This window comes from Vibrio sp. RC2502, from assembly GCF_054850435.1.
In genome coordinates, this window is the sequence record NZ_CM141453.1 from 404,611 (window position 1) to 419,686 (window position 15,076).

A 15,076-nucleotide genomic window follows, 5' to 3' on the forward strand; every position below is an offset into this window, starting at 1 on the left:
ATAGACGAATAGTATGCAGTTTCAAAGTTCGGTGCAACAAAGAAGGGAGGCAAAGCCTCCCTTTCTGTGCGTTTGAGTCAATAATGACAAAGCGCTTACATTCTATTGACGGATGTATTAAGAGAACATCGCTTGAATGCCGTAGAAGAATACGACAGCCAATAGTGCACCTGCTGGTAGCGTAACAATCCATGAAGCCACGATGTTACGTACTACACCTAGGTTTAGGGCAGCGATACCACGTGCAAAACCTACACCTAGAACCGCACCAACCAGTGTTTGAGTGGTAGAGATTGGCAGACCAGTACCTGATGCCAATACAACCGTACATGCAGTTGCAAGCTGAGCTGCAAAACCACGGCTTGGTGTTAGTTCAGTGATGCCGGTACCAACGGTTGCCATTACTTTGTGGCCCATTGTTGCAAGACCGACAACAATACCGATACCGCCCAATGGAAGAATCCACCATGCGATAGTGCTTTTCGCTGTAACCTCACCCATATGTTCAACAGTCGATACTACTGCAGAAAGAGGGCCAATCGCGTTTGCTACGTCGTTTGAGCCGTGAGCAAATGCCATCGCACAAGCTGTGATTACCATTAGAACGCTGAAGATACCTTCTACGCCAGCAAAGCTGCGGTCTTCTTCACGGTTAGCGAATTTTTTCTGAATGTAGAAGTAGCCGCCAGCCATAACAAGTGCAGATACCGCTACTGCCCACATCCACGCTTCGCCGTTAGTCAGGTGAAGACCAACGTGCTTCAGACCTTTTTTGATGGTTACAAGTGCAATCACCATTGTCGTGATGAACATGTAAACAGGAACGAAACGTTTTGCGTTGAATAGTGGGTTCTCAGTATCAAAAATCAGACGCTGTGCGCTGACGAAAATGACGTAAGCAAAGAAGCCTGAGATAACCGGAGTAATGATCCAGCTACCGACAATCCCTTGAACGCTGCTCCAGTCAACCGCTTCAGTACCTACAGACACACATGCAAAACCGATGATTGCACCGATGATAGAGTGAGTCGTTGATACAGGCCAGCCCATGTAAGAAGCAAGCAGCAGCCATGTACCAGCAGCAAGAAGTGCTGACATCATACCGAAGACAAGAATGTCTGGTTGGCTAGCAAAGAGAGATGTTTCGATAACACCTTTACGGATAGTGTCGGTTACTTCACCGCCTGCAAGGTATGCACCCGCAAATTCGAAGATCATCGCAATGATGATAGCTTGTTTTACGGTTAGCGCTTTTGAACCTACTGATGTACCCATCGCATTAGCAACGTCGTTCGCGCCAATACCAATCGCCATCATGAAACCAAAAATCGCTGCAACAATAATCAGGACAGTGCCGTAGTTCGCAAGGATATCCATCGTAATACCTAGTTGTTTTATAACAAGCGGAGCAAAATTTTACGCGCGCCAAACCATAAGACGGTGAAAATAGTCATCGTCCATCTGACACGTGTTCATTATGCTCTTCGTTATGTCGTTAACTTATGTTTTAAGATCGAGATAGCATCACTTCCAAACGAGCACCTACGCGCTGCGCTTGGTCGGCAATACCACCTACCCATTCAAGAATCTTGTACAAGAACATGACATCGATAGGGTTCATTTCAGATTCAATCGCCATCAGTTGTTGGCGCAGTTCAATCTGCATGGCATCGGTATCATCTTCAATAACGTCCAACTGATGAATCATTTCAGCGACGAGCGTCACTTCGCGGCCTTTGAAGCCGGTTTCTAGCAGTTCATCAAGTTCATTGATTACTTTTTGCGCTTGGTTAGCAGCATCAAGACAACGTTGAACGTAAGCGAGGAAGTTTGGTTGGAGAGCCTCAGGAATGACAAGTTGTCGACCATATACACGGCCAGCAATGTCTTTTGCCAGGTTAGCAAGTTTGTCCTGTTGAGTCAGAAGCTCAAGCATGTCAGTACGATCGACTGGCATAAACAAACCGCGAGGCAGTTTTAGACGGATTTCACGTTTTAGCACGTCCGCTTCTTTCTCTAGATGAGAAATTTGTGCACGGATCTCAGATGCTTTTTCCCAGTCACCCTTTGAAGAAACTTCAAAGAACTTCACCAGGTGTGAACAACATTCGTTGACACACACAACGTGGCGTTGCAAAGGCTTAATTGGGGACTTTGCAAATAACCCCATAATTGTATTTACTGGCATGGTCATTCAACCTAATAACTATAACCTTAAAAAAACATACACCATTTCTTAGTTCTTGGCGAAATGTTGAACGATGGCTATAAAGGCGCGCATGTTAACGCATTAAATGGCTCATTAAAACTGTTTTAGATCATCATTCGGGTGATATTTCTTTCTTGCCGTGCGAGAAATTAGGCAATATCCTGTTTCTATCTGCTTTGAAAGGTATAGCTATGGAAACCGAGATAGAACTGAAGTTTTTTGTTTCTCCTGAATTTTCAGAAACTTTACGAGCAAAAATTTCTGAAACAAAAGTACTTCAGCATAGTTGTCGTGACTTGGGTAACACCTATTTTGATACAGCCGACAATTGGCTAAGACAGCACGACATTGGTTTAAGAATTCGCCGTTTTGATGACGTTTTCGTCCAAACCGTAAAAACCGCAGGACGCGTTGTCGCAGGCTTACATCAAAGACCAGAATACAATGCTGAGCACACAAATAATGAACCTGATCTTTCGCTTCATCCTTCCGATATCTGGCCGTCAGGCAAAGATGTCGCGACTCTACAATCCGAGTTAGTTCCGCTTTTTTCGACCAACTTCACGCGTGAGCAGTGGCTGATTGGTATGCCAGATGGCAGCCAAGTAGAGGTCGCGTTTGACCAAGGCATGGTTGTCGCGCAAGGGGAAGACGGAGAAGAGAGACAAGAACCGATTTGTGAAGTCGAACTTGAACTCAAATCTGGCCAGACCGATGCACTATTTACTTTGGCGCGCAGTTTCTGCGAACAAGGTGGGATGCGTCTGGGTAACTTGAGCAAAGCCGCAAAAGGCTACCGTTTAGCGACTGGTTACACTGGCGACGAAGTGAAGCCGCTTTCTTTAGTGGACAGTAACAAAACAGACACCGTTGAATACTGCTTAATCAATTCACTTGAACATGCTTTATCGCATTGGCATTACCACGAACAAATTTACTCAGAGCGCGACAGTGTGGAAGCGCTGCGTGAAATCAGTAACGCCATTCGTTTTATTCGCCAAACATTGACCATTTTTGGTGGCGTAGTGCCTCGTCGTGCGAGCGCTATCTTACGTCAAGAATTGAAGTGGTTAGAAGAAGAGCTCGTTTGGCTTGATGAACATGCTCACCTTGAAGAGTTGCTTGATGATAAAGGTAACGTATTGCGCAAACTTGACGCGCGTAAGTTCCTTGTCTCTGAGTTGACTCAACAGTTGGAAGAGTTGCCAAGTCGTGAAGAGATGCTGACATTGTTGAGTTCGGCGCGTTACACAGGATTACTGCTGGATCTTAGCCGCTGGATCTTAGCGCGTGGCTGGCAGCCATTCTTGGATGAGAAAGCGCGCGAGAAGATGGCAAGCAACATCATGCCGTTTTCTGTGACGCAATTGGATCGCACTTGGGCAGAGCTGATGGAAGCTTTCCCTGCAGAGCGTGATTTGTCTGCGCAAGAGTATGTGGATCAGCGTTACCGTCTGCTGCGTAACCTTTACACTGGAATTGGTTTTGCGAGCTTGTACAACTTCGACGAGCGTAATAGTTTCCGCCTTCCTTGGGCTGACTTAGTGCATGGCATTGATGATCTGTTGATGCTGAACCATCTATTGCCTTTGGTCGATATGCTGGAAAATGAAGAGAAAGAACAGCTAGAGCGTTGGCTGCACCGCCAAGAGCGTTCGATTCTTCATGCAATGGATCAAACAAGAGCAATCAGCGTAGAGACTCAGCCGTACTGGCGTGAAAAATAAGATAGGCGAGTGTAAAGCCGCGTTATCTTCATTAATTTAAAGAGAAATAGGACCGATAGGTCCTATTTTTTTGTCTGAATTTTGCGTTGCTGCATTTCCTCTTCGATAAGAGTTAGTCGCTCAAGGATTTGTTCTTGCTGTTCTAATAGCTGTTCTAACATCCGCTCTTTGTTCTTAGAACGGTGATCTTGCTGTTTAGTCGGAGCGGTTAAAATCGACGTAATCACACCAGAGATCATACCGAAGATCCCCACTCCACAAACGATGATGATGACGGCTAAAAACTTTCCTCCAGAGGTCACTGGATAATGATCGCCATAACCCACAGTGGAGATGGTCACAAAGACCCACCACAAAGCATCAGCTCCAGTACGGATGTTCGCAGCTGGGTTTTTGGCTTCGATAAACAGCATGGCGGTGGAGCCGAGCGTTATGAGGATCACCATCAACAGCAATATGGACGCGACGGTCGTTTCTCGGCGGTTTTCTTTGAGCTGATGCAGAATGAACTTTGAAGAGCGCAGCACCAACACCACGCGCAAAATATGAAAGATGCGAGCAAAGCGTAATGGCTCGATCATTGGGATGCTGGCCACAAAATCTATCCAATGCAGCTTAATAAATGAACGTCGATCTGTGGAGCGGATCAAATCAATGGTGAGCTGCAATAGAAAAATACTACAGATTATAAAATCCAGACCGATAAGAACTTGACGGGTTTCGTTATCAATTGGAAAAAACAACAGGCCAGAGATCACAAATAACGCCATAAAGGACAAGATTAGTGACAACAGGCCCATCGGTCGAGTGCTGTCTTTGATATCATTATTTTTCATACGAAGCTCGAAATAAATCGCGTGATAGAACCCAAGCGCAAACATAACTATAAGAGATGTAAAAACTATATAAGACTCAGTGGAGAACTGACAATGGAAAAGCTGGCATTCAAGCCATGGGAAAGGGTCATATCCGACATTCGACTTGTACCGAAAATGGTCATGTTGATGGTATTCAGTACCGTTCTGATCGTGGCAAAACAACTTTGGGACGCAAACACATTTTACGATTCACTTTTAGCAGCCACTCAAAATGCGCAAGTTGCTCAACAACATTATGAAGCGTATTTGACTCAAGTCGTGTGGCAGACCGCGCTACTTATCGTCGTTTTTGTGGCTTTACTGTTGGCCGCCGCACGCGTAATGCTGCGCCAAACTCAGTATCTCAATGAAGCCATCAAATTAATGGCGAGCAAAAACTTGTCGGTACCATTTGGTATGGACTGTAAAGATGAATACGGAGATGTGGCACGAGAGCTAGAGAAAACGCGTCGCCAACTGCATGACGTGATTCAAATGCAAATCAACGCCTCAGACGAGCTAGCGACATTGACGGAAGTGATGACATTGAGCATGTCAGAAACTAAAGAGTCGGCGCAAGAAGAGTTCAACGAGATTGACCAACTGGCGACGGCCATGAGCGAGATGTCATCGACCGTACAAACGGTGGCCGATCATGCTCAAACGGCTTCTTCTTTGACGGAACAGGCTTCCACGCAAGCCGTAACGGGTCAACAGTTCTTGCAAAGCACAGTGGCGAAAATGAGCGAGCTATCTTCAGATATTGCGTCTTCTGCACAAGCCGTAAACCAAGTCGAAGAGCGTGTTGAGTCGATTGGTAGCGTAGTGGGTACGATTCAAGGCATCTCTGAGCAAACCAACTTGCTTGCTTTGAATGCAGCGATTGAAGCGGCGCGTGCTGGTGAAGCAGGGCGTGGTTTTGCTGTGGTGGCGGACGAAGTTCGTAACCTTGCGCAGCGCACGCAACAAGCGACGGTGGAAATTCAAGAAATGATCACTCAGCTACAGGCCAGCGCGACTTCTGCGGTTGATTTGATGGAGAAAAGTGTTGTCGAAGCGGCTGAAGGCGTGGAACTGGTTTCTAACGCGGGTAGTGAGCTTGATGGCATTGTTGCTCAAGTAACACAAATCAACGACATGAACTTCCAAATAGCCACCGCTTCAGGACAACAAAGCAGTGTAGCGGAAGAAATGAGCCAGAACTTGACGAACGTTCGTGAGCTGGTTGAAGCATCGGTCGTGGTGGTCACAGAGTTACTGGAAACCTCTGAAATGATGCAAAGTAACGCCGAAGAGCTAGATAAGAAGATTAAGTCATTTAGCGTATAAAGCGAATTGGATTTGATAAAACGCCCACAAACCTTTTGTGGGCGTTTTTATTTGCTTTAAGTCTGGTATAAAGAATGAATCACCGTGCTTTTCACACAAGGAAGAAACATGCAGCTGCCTTCGTCACTGGTCTCTGTCGCCGAATCTGCCGTTCAAAATGCCCAAGAAGCGGGTTACCTTCAATCATGGCCAAATGAGGTCGTAGAGCAGTTTCATTACGTCTCGGCGTTGAGCCAATTTATTACGGAAACCATTCACCGTGACGAGGCTCTCGCGCAGCAGTTACCAACGATGTTAAGTGAGCTTAGCCGACACCAAGCTTATCGCACCCGTCTGGCCGCTTTATTGGCAGAATGCCCAGATGAAATCTCTGGTCATCGCGTTCTGCGTCAGTTCCGAAATCGAGAAATGGTCTACATCGCGTGGAAAGACTTCTTACATGCTTGGACACTTGAAGAGTCATTACGTCATTTGTCCCAATTGGCAGAGGCGATGATCTTTGAGACATACCAATGGCAATACAAAATTTGCTGCGCAGAATGGGGAACGCCAACAAATGCAGAGGGTGAAGCTCAACCGATGTTGATCATTGGGATGGGCAAGCTAGGCGGCGGTGAACTGAATTTCTCTTCCGATATCGACCTGATTTTTACTTACCCTGAAAACGGCGAAACCCAAGGTGCCCGCCGCAGTATTGCTAACGCGCAGTTCTTTACTCGTCTTGGTCAGCGGATCATCAAAGCACTCGATCAACAGACGTTTGATGGTTTTTGTTATCGTGTCGACATGCGGTTGCGTCCATTTGGAGAAAGCGGCCCATTGGTAATGAGCTATGCCGCGTTGGAAGATTACTACCAAGAGCAAGGACGAGACTGGGAACGTTACGCGATGATCAAAGCGCGCGTGATGGGATGCGAAATGTATCCGCAATATCAAGAGCTACGCAAAATGTTGCGTCCGTTTGTGTTCCGTCGTTACATCGACTTTAGTGCGATTCAGTCATTGCGCCGCATGAAATCAATGATCAGCAGTGAAGTGCGACGTCGCGGTTTAACCAACAACATCAAGCTGGGTGCTGGTGGTATTCGAGAAATTGAGTTTATCGCGCAAGTTTTCCAACTGATTCGCGGCGGGCGAGAGCCATCTTTGCGCAATCGTGGCTTGCTCGAAACCCTAAGTGGTATTGAAGAGCTTGCACTGTTAACCCCGCAAGAGGTCAGCAATCTGGAAGCGGCATATAAATATTTACGCCAGCTAGAAAATCTACTGCAAGCAATGGCAGACAAGCAGACTCAAACGCTGCCCGATTGCGACATTGAGCGTTTAAAACTGGCAACTGCGATGCAGCTAGAGTCGTGGGATCTGCTCATCGAACAAGCTCAGCAGCACATGAATAAAGTCCATCAAGTATTTGAAACCTTGATTGGTGACGACGAAGAAGATGAGGGCAGCACGATTGCTCGTCATTTCCATGAATTATGGGATATGGCCAATAAACAAGATGTGCTAGAGCTGATTTTAGAGCAGGACATTCAAGTTGAAGAGCCCGCCATATTCTCTAAAGCTATCATCAACTTTAAAGCCGACTTGGCCAAGAAAACGCTCGGCCCCCGTGGGCGAGAGGTCTTAAACCGCTTGATGCCAAAAGTGTTTGATGCGGTGTTTGCCCACCCAGATGCTCAATTTGGTTTACCGCGAGTGTTGCATTTACTACACAATATTTGCACGCGCACGACGTACTTGGAATTGTTGGATGAACACCCTGCCGCATTGGTGCAGTTGGTGCGCTTGTGTACCGCAAGTCCAATGATTTCCGAACAGTTGTCTCGTTATCCAATCCTTCTGGATGAGTTGATAGATCCTCAACAACTGTACAACCCAATTCCACTCGATAGCTATCGCACTGAATTGCGCGATTTCCTTGCCCGTATTCCCGAAGATGATATGGAGCAGCAAATGGAAGCGCTGCGTCAGTTTAAGCAAATTTGTATTCTGCGTATTGCCGCAGCGGATATCGCTGGCGTGCTGCCAGTCATGAAAGTAAGTGACCACTTAACTTATCTAGCAGAAGCCATTGTTGAAGCGGTGGTCAGCCAAGCGTGGCTTCAAGTGTCTGAAAAATACGGCGAGCCAACACACGTGAAAGACCGTGAAGGCAAAGGCTTTGCCGTGATCGGTTATGGTAAAGTCGGTGGATGGGAGTTGGGCTACAACTCAGACTTAGATATTGTCTTTATGCACGACTGCCCAGTTAATGTATACACCGATGGTAAGAAGGAAATTGACGGCCGCCAGTTCTACCTTCGTTTAGCACAGCGCATCATCCATATTTTCTCAACCCGCACCGCATCAGGCATTCTATACGAAGTGGACACTCGCTTACGTCCTTCTGGTGCGTCCGGCCTGTTGGTGAGTCCAACCGATGCGTTTGATGATTATCAACATCAAGATGCGTGGACTTGGGAGCATCAAGCTTTAGTGCGCGCTCGCATGATTTATGGTGATGAACCATTGGCGATTGCTTTCCATAACACTCGTCATGATGTGTTGTGTAAACCGCGTGATGAGCAAACGTTGAAAAAAGAAGTCGTCGAGATGCGCGAAAAAATGCGCGATCATTTAGGCGGTAAGAAATCTGGTCGCTTCATGATCAAGCAAGACGTCGGTGGTATTACCGATATCGAATTTCTGGCTCAATATTTGGTGCTTAACTATAGTCACGAGAAACCTAAGCTTACGCGTTGGTGTGACAATGTCCGAATATATGAAACGCTAATTGCTCAAGGTGTCATGGAGGAAGACCAAGCGATGCAACTGATACGCGCGTACACGACGATGCGTAACGAAATACACCACAGAAACCTGCTTAATTTGGATGCTGATGTGGTTGAAGATAAGTTTGTTGCAGAAAGAGAATGGGTGAAGCAAGCATGGAACCAGTGGTTCGCCTAAGTAGAAGTAGTGCTCAAGGTTCAGCCTAGAAAAAGGCTGTGCTAAACTCACCACGATTTAATTTTTGGAGACCAATAATGAAACCAATTCTACCTGATTACAACAGCGCTGGTGTGCTCATCATCGGTGATGTCATGCTAGACCGTTACTGGTATGGCCCAACTGGACGTATCTCGCCAGAAGCACCAGTACCTGTTGTAAAAGTAGAAAACAATGAAGAGCGTCCGGGTGGTGCTGCGAACGTTGCGATGAACATCGCGTCACTAGGTGGTCATGCTCACATTGTTGGTCTGACTGGTGAAGATGAGCCAGCAAAAGTGCTAACGGAAACACTCAGCGCATTGAACGTGAAGTGTGATTTTGTTGCGTTGCCTGATTATCCAACCATTACTAAATTACGCGTTATGAGCCGTGGCCAGCAACTTATCCGTCTTGACTTCGAAGATAAGTTTGAGAATACCGACGCGACCCCGGTTCTGTCTCGTATGGATGCAGCGCTACCAAACGTGAAAGCGGTGATCATGTCTGACTACGCAAAAGGCTCTCTAGAGCACGTTCAAGCGTATATTCAGAAAGCGCGAGCCGCGAATATTCCTGTTTTCATCGATCCCAAAGGTGCGGACTTTGAACGTTACCGCGGTGCAACTCTACTGACACCAAACATGAAAGAGTTTGAAGATGTGGTCGGTAAAGTGAAATCGGATCAAGAGCTGGTAGAGAAAGCACTGGCACTTGTTGAAGAGTTTGATTTTGAAGCGCTATTGGTAACACGTAGTGAGCACGGTATGACGTTGATTCGTCGCGGCCAAGAGCCATTCCATCTACCAACGCAAGCGAAAGAAGTCTACGACGTAACAGGTGCTGGCGACACGGTGATTTCTGTACTTGCCGCGTCGGTTGCGGCAGGTAAATCCTTTGAAGAAGCGTGTGCACTTGCTAATGCAGCTGCTGGCGTTGTCGTGGGTAAATTGGGTACGTCGACGCTGTCTGAAATTGAATTGGCAGAAGCGGTTCATGGCAGTCAAGATACCGACTTTGGTGTCATCTCAGAAAAAGCACTGATCGAAGCGGTGAAAAAAGCACGTGCTCGTGGCGAGAAAGTCGTTATGACTAATGGTTGTTTTGATATTCTTCACGCTGGTCATGTGTCTTACCTTAATCATGCTGCTGAGCTAGGTGATCGCCTAATTGTCGCAGTAAATACCGATGAGTCTGTAAAGCGTTTAAAAGGCCCTGGTCGTCCAGTAAACCCAACCGATCGCCGTATGGCAGTATTGGCAGGTTTAGGTGCAGTTGACTGGGTTGTACCGTTTAGTGAAGATACGCCACAGCGTCTGATCTCTGAAGTGCTGCCAAGCATGTTAGTGAAAGGCGGTGACTACAAACCAGAAGAGATTGCCGGTGGTAAAGAAGTGATTGCAGCAGGTGGTGAAGTTCGTGTTTTGAACTTTGAAGATGGTTGCTCAACCAGCGAAATCATCAATGCAATTAAAGGCGGCAAAGGCTAAGCCTTACTGCTTTGAACAACACTATCTGAAAGGTCGCTGCAAAGCGGCCTTTTTGTTTTTCTATGCTTGCTGTCCTACGTTACGTTCTGGTATGGCAATGCATTTGCGAGATAATCGCTAGGCGTACAATGTTAGGTAATTTGCATCGAATGATAGACAACAAAAAACGCCAGTTGAAGAATCAACTGGCGTTTTAATTTCATTGTATAACTGAACGTTATTTCGCTGGTTTCAAACCTGCATCCACATCCAAGATGTCTTGTTCGCTTAGTGTACCAACCGCTTGGCGAAGCTGAAGAACACTCAGGATGTAGTTGTAACGAGCGTCTGAAAGGTTTTTGTTCGCATCGTATAGGCGACGAGTTGCGTCTAGAACATCAACGATAGTACGAGTACCTACATCAAAACCAGCTTCTGTCGCTTCTAGCGCAGATCTCGCTGAAACTACAGATTGCTCATACGCTTTTAACGCACCAATAGAAGCGTTGATGTTGTTGTTTTGTGCACGAACATCTTTCACTACGCTACGGTACTGAGCTTCAAGATCTTCGCTTGCTGCAACGTACGCAAACTCAGCTTGTTTGGTTTGTGATGTCACGTTGCCGCCAGTGTAAAGTGGCACTGCTAGGTTAACGCCAATATTGAAGTTATCCGTCGTGTTATCACGAGCACTGTTTGAAGTATCACCGTAGTTGTAACCACCGTCTAGAGACAGTGTTGGTAGGTGACCAGAGCTAGCTAGCGAGATGTTGTCGCGCGCGATGTCTTGTGAAATACGAGCTGACAATAGGCTAAGGTTCTTCGTTTTCGCTTCATCGATCAACGTTTCAGCAGGGCTGTTCGTACGTGTTGCAGAGAAACGGTTAGTATCAAGAACGTTTAAGTTTTTGTGTTCTTGACCAGTGATTTCACGTAGCGATTCGTAGCTGTTGATCAGGTCATTTTCTGCCAACACTTCATCCGCTAGTACTGCATCGTACTGAGCTTGAGCATCGTGAACGTCAGTGATTGCCGACAAACCAACTTCGAAGCGTTGTTTTGTTTGCTCTAGTTGGCGACCAACAGCTGCTTTCTCTGCACGAACGAAGACTAGATTGTCTTGAGCGCGCAATACTTCGAAGTACGCTTGAGATACGCGAAGGATCAAACCTTGTTGTGCTGCTGCGTAAGTAGCATCTGCTTGGCGAGCGCTTTTTTCAGCAGTATCTAATGTGATCCAAGATGCGCGGTTGTAAAGTTCTTGCGAGAAGTTAACGCCAGCAGTTAGGGCATTTGAGTCGTTTGACACGTCACTAATAAGATTTGAATCGTATTCTGTATCGCCACGAGTCAGGTTGTAACCCGCTGTTAGGTTGATTTGTGGTAATAGAGCACTACGGCTAGAGGTGATTGCTTCAAAAGCTCGGTCACGCTGTGCTGCTACACTGAGCAATTGTGGATCATTTTGCTTTGCTAAGTCGTAGATTTCAGCTAAAGAATCTGCCCATGCAGAAGAACTTATGCCACCTAGCGCTGCACTGATAAATAGTGGAAGCAATTTTTTCATTTTCTATTCCCGCGGTCAATAGATTGGTTAATTCTCAGTAGTTTAACTCAATTTGAACGATATTTACTCTAAAGTTTGCACTTTTTTACACGTAATTGTCCATCTGTGCAATAAATTTTTGACTCAGACTTAAAATAAATTATAACTATTGTACAAAAAGTTGAGCCAAGTCCTTTGAGCAAGTGATTAACAATGAGTAAACTACAAGATTCACTCAGAGAGGTGTTGAATGCAACAGTGTGACAAACGACAAGATGAGTTTACTTCACGAGACGTAGAAATCATCTCGAAAGAATCTGTGTTTGAAGGCTTCTTTAAAATGGTGAAGTACCGTTTTAAGCATAAGCTATTCGCTGGTGGTTGGAGCGACGTGGTTGAACGAGAAATGTTCGAGCGTGGCCATGCCGCGGCAATGCTGCCCTACGATCCTAAAACGGATCAAGTGGTTATCATTGAGCAGATCCGCATTGGCGCATTGGAACATGAACACCCTTGGCAGCTAGAAATTGTCGCTGGTATGATCGATCGCGATGAATCCGCAGAAGAGGTGATTCGCCGTGAAGCCGAAGAAGAAGCCGGCATTACCGTAGGGCGAGTGGCATCAGTCACGTCTTATTATCCTTCTTCCGGTGGATGTTCTGAAAAACTGGATGTGTTTGTTGGTGAAGTTGATGCTTCTAAAGCGCACGGCATTCATGGTTTAGACTATGAAGATGAAGACATTCGAGTTCATGTGCTAAGTCGTGAACAAGCGTACCAATGGGTGAAAGACGGAATATTTGAGAATGGTGCTTCTATTATTGCGTTGCAATGGTTGCAATTAAACCATCAAGAGTTGAGGTCACAATGGGGATATCCCCAAATAGTGGAGAGTAAGTAATGGCGCAGGTGGCTGAAAAACAGCGATATCATGTTGATTTAGCGGGTCTGATGAGAACCTATGAGACCAATTACGCTAAGTTAAATGCCTTACTGCCTGTCTCTGCTGAGGTTGGGGATGTACGTTGCTATCAAGCGGCGAACATGGTTTACCAACTGACCGTGAATGAAATCACAAAATACACCACAGTTGTTGAGATATGTCAGAGTGATGAAACGCCAGTGTTTCCTTTGCCGACGATGTCTGTCAGGCTTTATCACGATGCGAGAGTGGCTGAAGTATGCTCAAGCGGAGAGTTCTCACGCATTAAAGCTAAATATGATTATCCCAATGACCAGTTGATGCAGAGAGATGAAAAGCATCAACTTAATACGTTCCTTGGTGAATGGCTGACGTTTTGTTTACGAAGTGGCATTAGTAGAACGCCGCTTGCCTTCAATTGATCGTCACGTCATTCAAGGAAAATAACAAGAAACTATAGAGTGAACGAATCAGGTTTTCATTTTGCAATCATCGAATGACAGCATCAAACTTTTACAAATCACGGATACTCATCTGTTCGCTGCAGACGAGGGAAGTTTGCTGAGCGTAAAAACAGCCGACAGCTTTTCTGCTGTGGTTAACGAAGTTTTGCGCCGCAAAGTGGGGTTTGATTACATTTTAGCGACTGGCGATATTTCACAGGATCATAGCGCTGAATCTTATCAACGATTTGCTGATGGCATTGCGCCGCTGCAAAAGGATTGTTATTGGCTGCCGGGAAATCACGATTACAAACCCAATATGGGCAGTGTGTTACCTTCACCACAAATTCAAGCGGCAGAACATGTGTTGCTGGGTGAAAAGTGGCAATTGATTTTGCTTGATTCTCAAGTAGTAGGCGTGCCTCATGGGCGTTTAAGCGATCAGCAGTTGACTCTTTTGGAAGAGAAATTAACGGAATTTCCTGAGCGTCATACACTGGTTTTATTGCATCACCATCCTTTGCTGGTGGGGAGCGCTTGGCTTGATCAGCATACGTTGAAAGAAGCAGAAGCGTTTTGGCAAGTTGTGGATCGATTCGACAATGTAAAAGGCATTTTGTGTGGGCATGTTCATCAAGACATGAACGTAATACACAAAGGTATTCGAGTGATGGCAACACCATCAACGTGTGTCCAGTTTAAGCCGAATTCCGATGATTTCGCGCTTGATACCACATCCCCAGGTTGGCGTGAGCTAGAAATGCACACCAACGGCGACATCACAACCCATGTCGACCGTTTACCAGAAGGCCAATTCCAGCCAGATTTCTCTTCCAACGGATATTAATGATGCCCGAGCTCTAAGTTCGGGCTCGCTTTTTCATGCGAGACTTCTATGAGTAAACCTTCACTTCTATTGTACATCCACGGTTTCAACAGCTCACCGCTCTCAATGAAAGCCAATTTAATGAGAGAATATTGCGCGCAGCATCGTCCGGACATCAAAGTCATCGTCCCACAATTGCCTTGCTTTCCTGAACAAGCGGCTCAATTGTTGTTGGATATTGTTGAGCAATACAAAGACGACTACAACATTGGCTTAGTGGGTAGCTCGCTTGGTGGTTACATGTCGACGTGGTTAAACGCGAAGTACGGTTTTAAAGCGGTTGTCGTGAACCCTGCAGTTAAACCTTATGAGTTGCTTGTTGATTATTTGGGGGAGCAAACCAACCCATACACGCATGAAACCTATACACTTGAAGCTTGTCATATTGACGAGTTAAAAGCTCTTGATGTACAAAGCATCGCGTCGCCTAACTCTTTCTGGTTGTTGCAGCAAACCGAAGACGAGGTTTTAGACTATCGCCAAGCGGTAGATAAGTTTGCAAAAGCTAAGCAAACGGTAGAACAAGGCGGTGATCACAGTTTTGTAGGCTTTGAGCGTTATCCTGCTAAGATTATCGAATTCCTTGAACTGTAATACTAATGAGACGATTGGAATAGGCTCATAGTTTTTATTGATATATCCAACTGTTTCTTGACATAGGCGGTATGCTTTCCGACTATGTTTTGCCTAAAGATCTTAAGGGTCATCGACCCTGGCT

Annotated in this window: 12 protein-coding genes; 8 read left to right on the top strand and 4 right to left on the bottom strand. The window is 45.9% G+C overall.

Annotated elements, in window-relative coordinates; all coding sequences use genetic code 11:
- Window positions 1–117 precede the first annotated feature (117 nt).
- On the bottom strand, window positions 118–1,377 hold the full coding sequence (locus ACYJZR_RS01960) for an inorganic phosphate transporter (protein WP_005479165.1): 1,260 nt from the start codon (window positions 1,375–1,377) through the stop codon (window positions 118–120).
- Between the two features lie 130 nt (window positions 1,378–1,507).
- Entirely contained in the window at window positions 1,508–2,188 is a 681-nt protein-coding gene (locus ACYJZR_RS01965; protein ID WP_005479163.1) for a TIGR00153 family protein, read from the bottom strand.
- Window positions 2,189–2,400: 212 nt separating this feature from the next.
- Between ACYJZR_RS01965 and ACYJZR_RS01970 the strand changes: the two genes are divergently transcribed.
- Complete coding sequence (locus ACYJZR_RS01970) at window positions 2,401–3,936, top strand: CYTH and CHAD domain-containing protein (protein ID WP_020840070.1); 1,536 nt, start codon at window positions 2,401–2,403, stop codon at window positions 3,934–3,936.
- A gap of 62 nt (window positions 3,937–3,998) precedes the next feature.
- Here the strand turns inward: ACYJZR_RS01970 and ACYJZR_RS01975 are convergent, their stop codons facing one another.
- A complete protein-coding gene (locus ACYJZR_RS01975; RefSeq protein ID WP_005455438.1) occupies window positions 3,999–4,817 on the bottom strand; it encodes a potassium channel family protein in 819 nt (272 codons plus the stop codon).
- A 48-nt stretch (window positions 4,818–4,865) separates the two neighbouring features.
- Between ACYJZR_RS01975 and ACYJZR_RS01980 the strand changes: the two genes are divergently transcribed.
- From ACYJZR_RS01980 to hldE, 3 genes are all read left to right on the top strand, one after another.
- The gene (locus ACYJZR_RS01980) at window positions 4,866–6,122 is read left to right on the top strand and encodes a methyl-accepting chemotaxis protein (protein WP_005455439.1); all 1,257 of its coding nucleotides are present in this window, start codon (window positions 4,866–4,868) and stop codon (window positions 6,120–6,122) included.
- Window positions 6,123–6,230: 108 nt separating this feature from the next.
- Complete coding sequence (gene glnE / locus ACYJZR_RS01985) at window positions 6,231–9,074, top strand: bifunctional [glutamate--ammonia ligase]-adenylyl-L-tyrosine phosphorylase/[glutamate--ammonia-ligase] adenylyltransferase (RefSeq protein WP_406966377.1); 2,844 nt, start codon at window positions 6,231–6,233, stop codon at window positions 9,072–9,074.
- 77 nt (window positions 9,075–9,151) lie between these two features.
- On the top strand, window positions 9,152–10,582 hold the full coding sequence (hldE, locus tag ACYJZR_RS01990; RefSeq protein ID WP_005497052.1) for a bifunctional D-glycero-beta-D-manno-heptose-7-phosphate kinase/D-glycero-beta-D-manno-heptose 1-phosphate adenylyltransferase HldE: 1,431 nt from the start codon (window positions 9,152–9,154) through the stop codon (window positions 10,580–10,582).
- A 217-nt stretch (window positions 10,583–10,799) separates the two neighbouring features.
- Here the strand turns inward: hldE and vpoC are convergent, their stop codons facing one another.
- Complete coding sequence (gene vpoC / locus ACYJZR_RS01995) at window positions 10,800–12,128, bottom strand: efflux RND transporter outer membrane protein VpoC (protein WP_005455451.1); 1,329 nt, start codon at window positions 12,126–12,128, stop codon at window positions 10,800–10,802.
- Between the two features lie 229 nt (window positions 12,129–12,357).
- On the opposite strand from vpoC, the gene nudF reads away from it, so the two are divergent.
- The 4 genes from nudF to yqiA all read left to right on the top strand — a co-directional run bounded on the left by nudF (window position 12,358) and on the right by yqiA (window position 14,952).
- Complete coding sequence (nudF, locus tag ACYJZR_RS02000; RefSeq protein WP_005497056.1) at window positions 12,358–13,008, top strand: ADP-ribose diphosphatase; 651 nt, start codon at window positions 12,358–12,360, stop codon at window positions 13,006–13,008.
- Complete coding sequence (locus tag ACYJZR_RS02005) at window positions 13,008–13,451, top strand: DUF1249 family protein (RefSeq protein ID WP_005482022.1); 444 nt, start codon at window positions 13,008–13,010, stop codon at window positions 13,449–13,451. Before nudF ends, ACYJZR_RS02005 begins: the two co-directional genes overlap by 1 nt.
- Window positions 13,452–13,512: 61 nt before the next feature.
- Window positions 13,513–14,319 (top strand): 3',5'-cyclic-AMP phosphodiesterase, encoded by an 807-nt coding sequence (gene cpdA / locus ACYJZR_RS02010; protein WP_406966376.1) that lies wholly within the window; start codon window positions 13,513–13,515, stop codon window positions 14,317–14,319.
- 48 nt (window positions 14,320–14,367) lie between these two features.
- Window positions 14,368–14,952, top strand: a complete 585-nt coding sequence (gene yqiA / locus ACYJZR_RS02015) for an esterase YqiA (RefSeq protein ID WP_015296221.1) — start codon at window positions 14,368–14,370, stop codon at window positions 14,950–14,952.
- Window positions 14,953–15,076 lie beyond the last annotated feature (124 nt).

Bases quoted from the DNA above. Each gene is read 5' to 3' on its own strand.
- ACYJZR_RS01960 (WP_005479165.1), bottom strand. From the start codon at position 1,377: ATGGATATCCTTGCGAACTACGGCACTGTCCTGATTATTGTTGCAGCG.
- ACYJZR_RS01965 (WP_005479163.1), bottom strand. From the start codon at position 2,188: ATGCCAGTAAATACAATTATGGGGTTATTTGCAAAGTCCCCAATTAAG.
- ACYJZR_RS01970 (WP_020840070.1), top strand. From the start codon at position 2,401: ATGGAAACCGAGATAGAACTGAAGTTTTTTGTTTCTCCTGAATTTTCA.
- ACYJZR_RS01975 (WP_005455438.1), bottom strand. From the start codon at position 4,817: ATGTTTGCGCTTGGGTTCTATCACGCGATTTATTTCGAGCTTCGTATG.
- ACYJZR_RS01980 (WP_005455439.1), top strand. From the start codon at position 4,866: ATGGAAAAGCTGGCATTCAAGCCATGGGAAAGGGTCATATCCGACATT.
- glnE (WP_406966377.1), top strand. From the start codon at position 6,231: ATGCAGCTGCCTTCGTCACTGGTCTCTGTCGCCGAATCTGCCGTTCAA.
- hldE (WP_005497052.1), top strand. From the start codon at position 9,152: ATGAAACCAATTCTACCTGATTACAACAGCGCTGGTGTGCTCATCATC.
- vpoC (WP_005455451.1), bottom strand. From the start codon at position 12,128: ATGAAAAAATTGCTTCCACTATTTATCAGTGCAGCGCTAGGTGGCATA.
- nudF (WP_005497056.1), top strand. From the start codon at position 12,358: ATGCAACAGTGTGACAAACGACAAGATGAGTTTACTTCACGAGACGTA.
- ACYJZR_RS02005 (WP_005482022.1), top strand. From the start codon at position 13,008: ATGGCGCAGGTGGCTGAAAAACAGCGATATCATGTTGATTTAGCGGGT.
- yqiA (WP_015296221.1), top strand. From the start codon at position 14,368: ATGAGTAAACCTTCACTTCTATTGTACATCCACGGTTTCAACAGCTCA.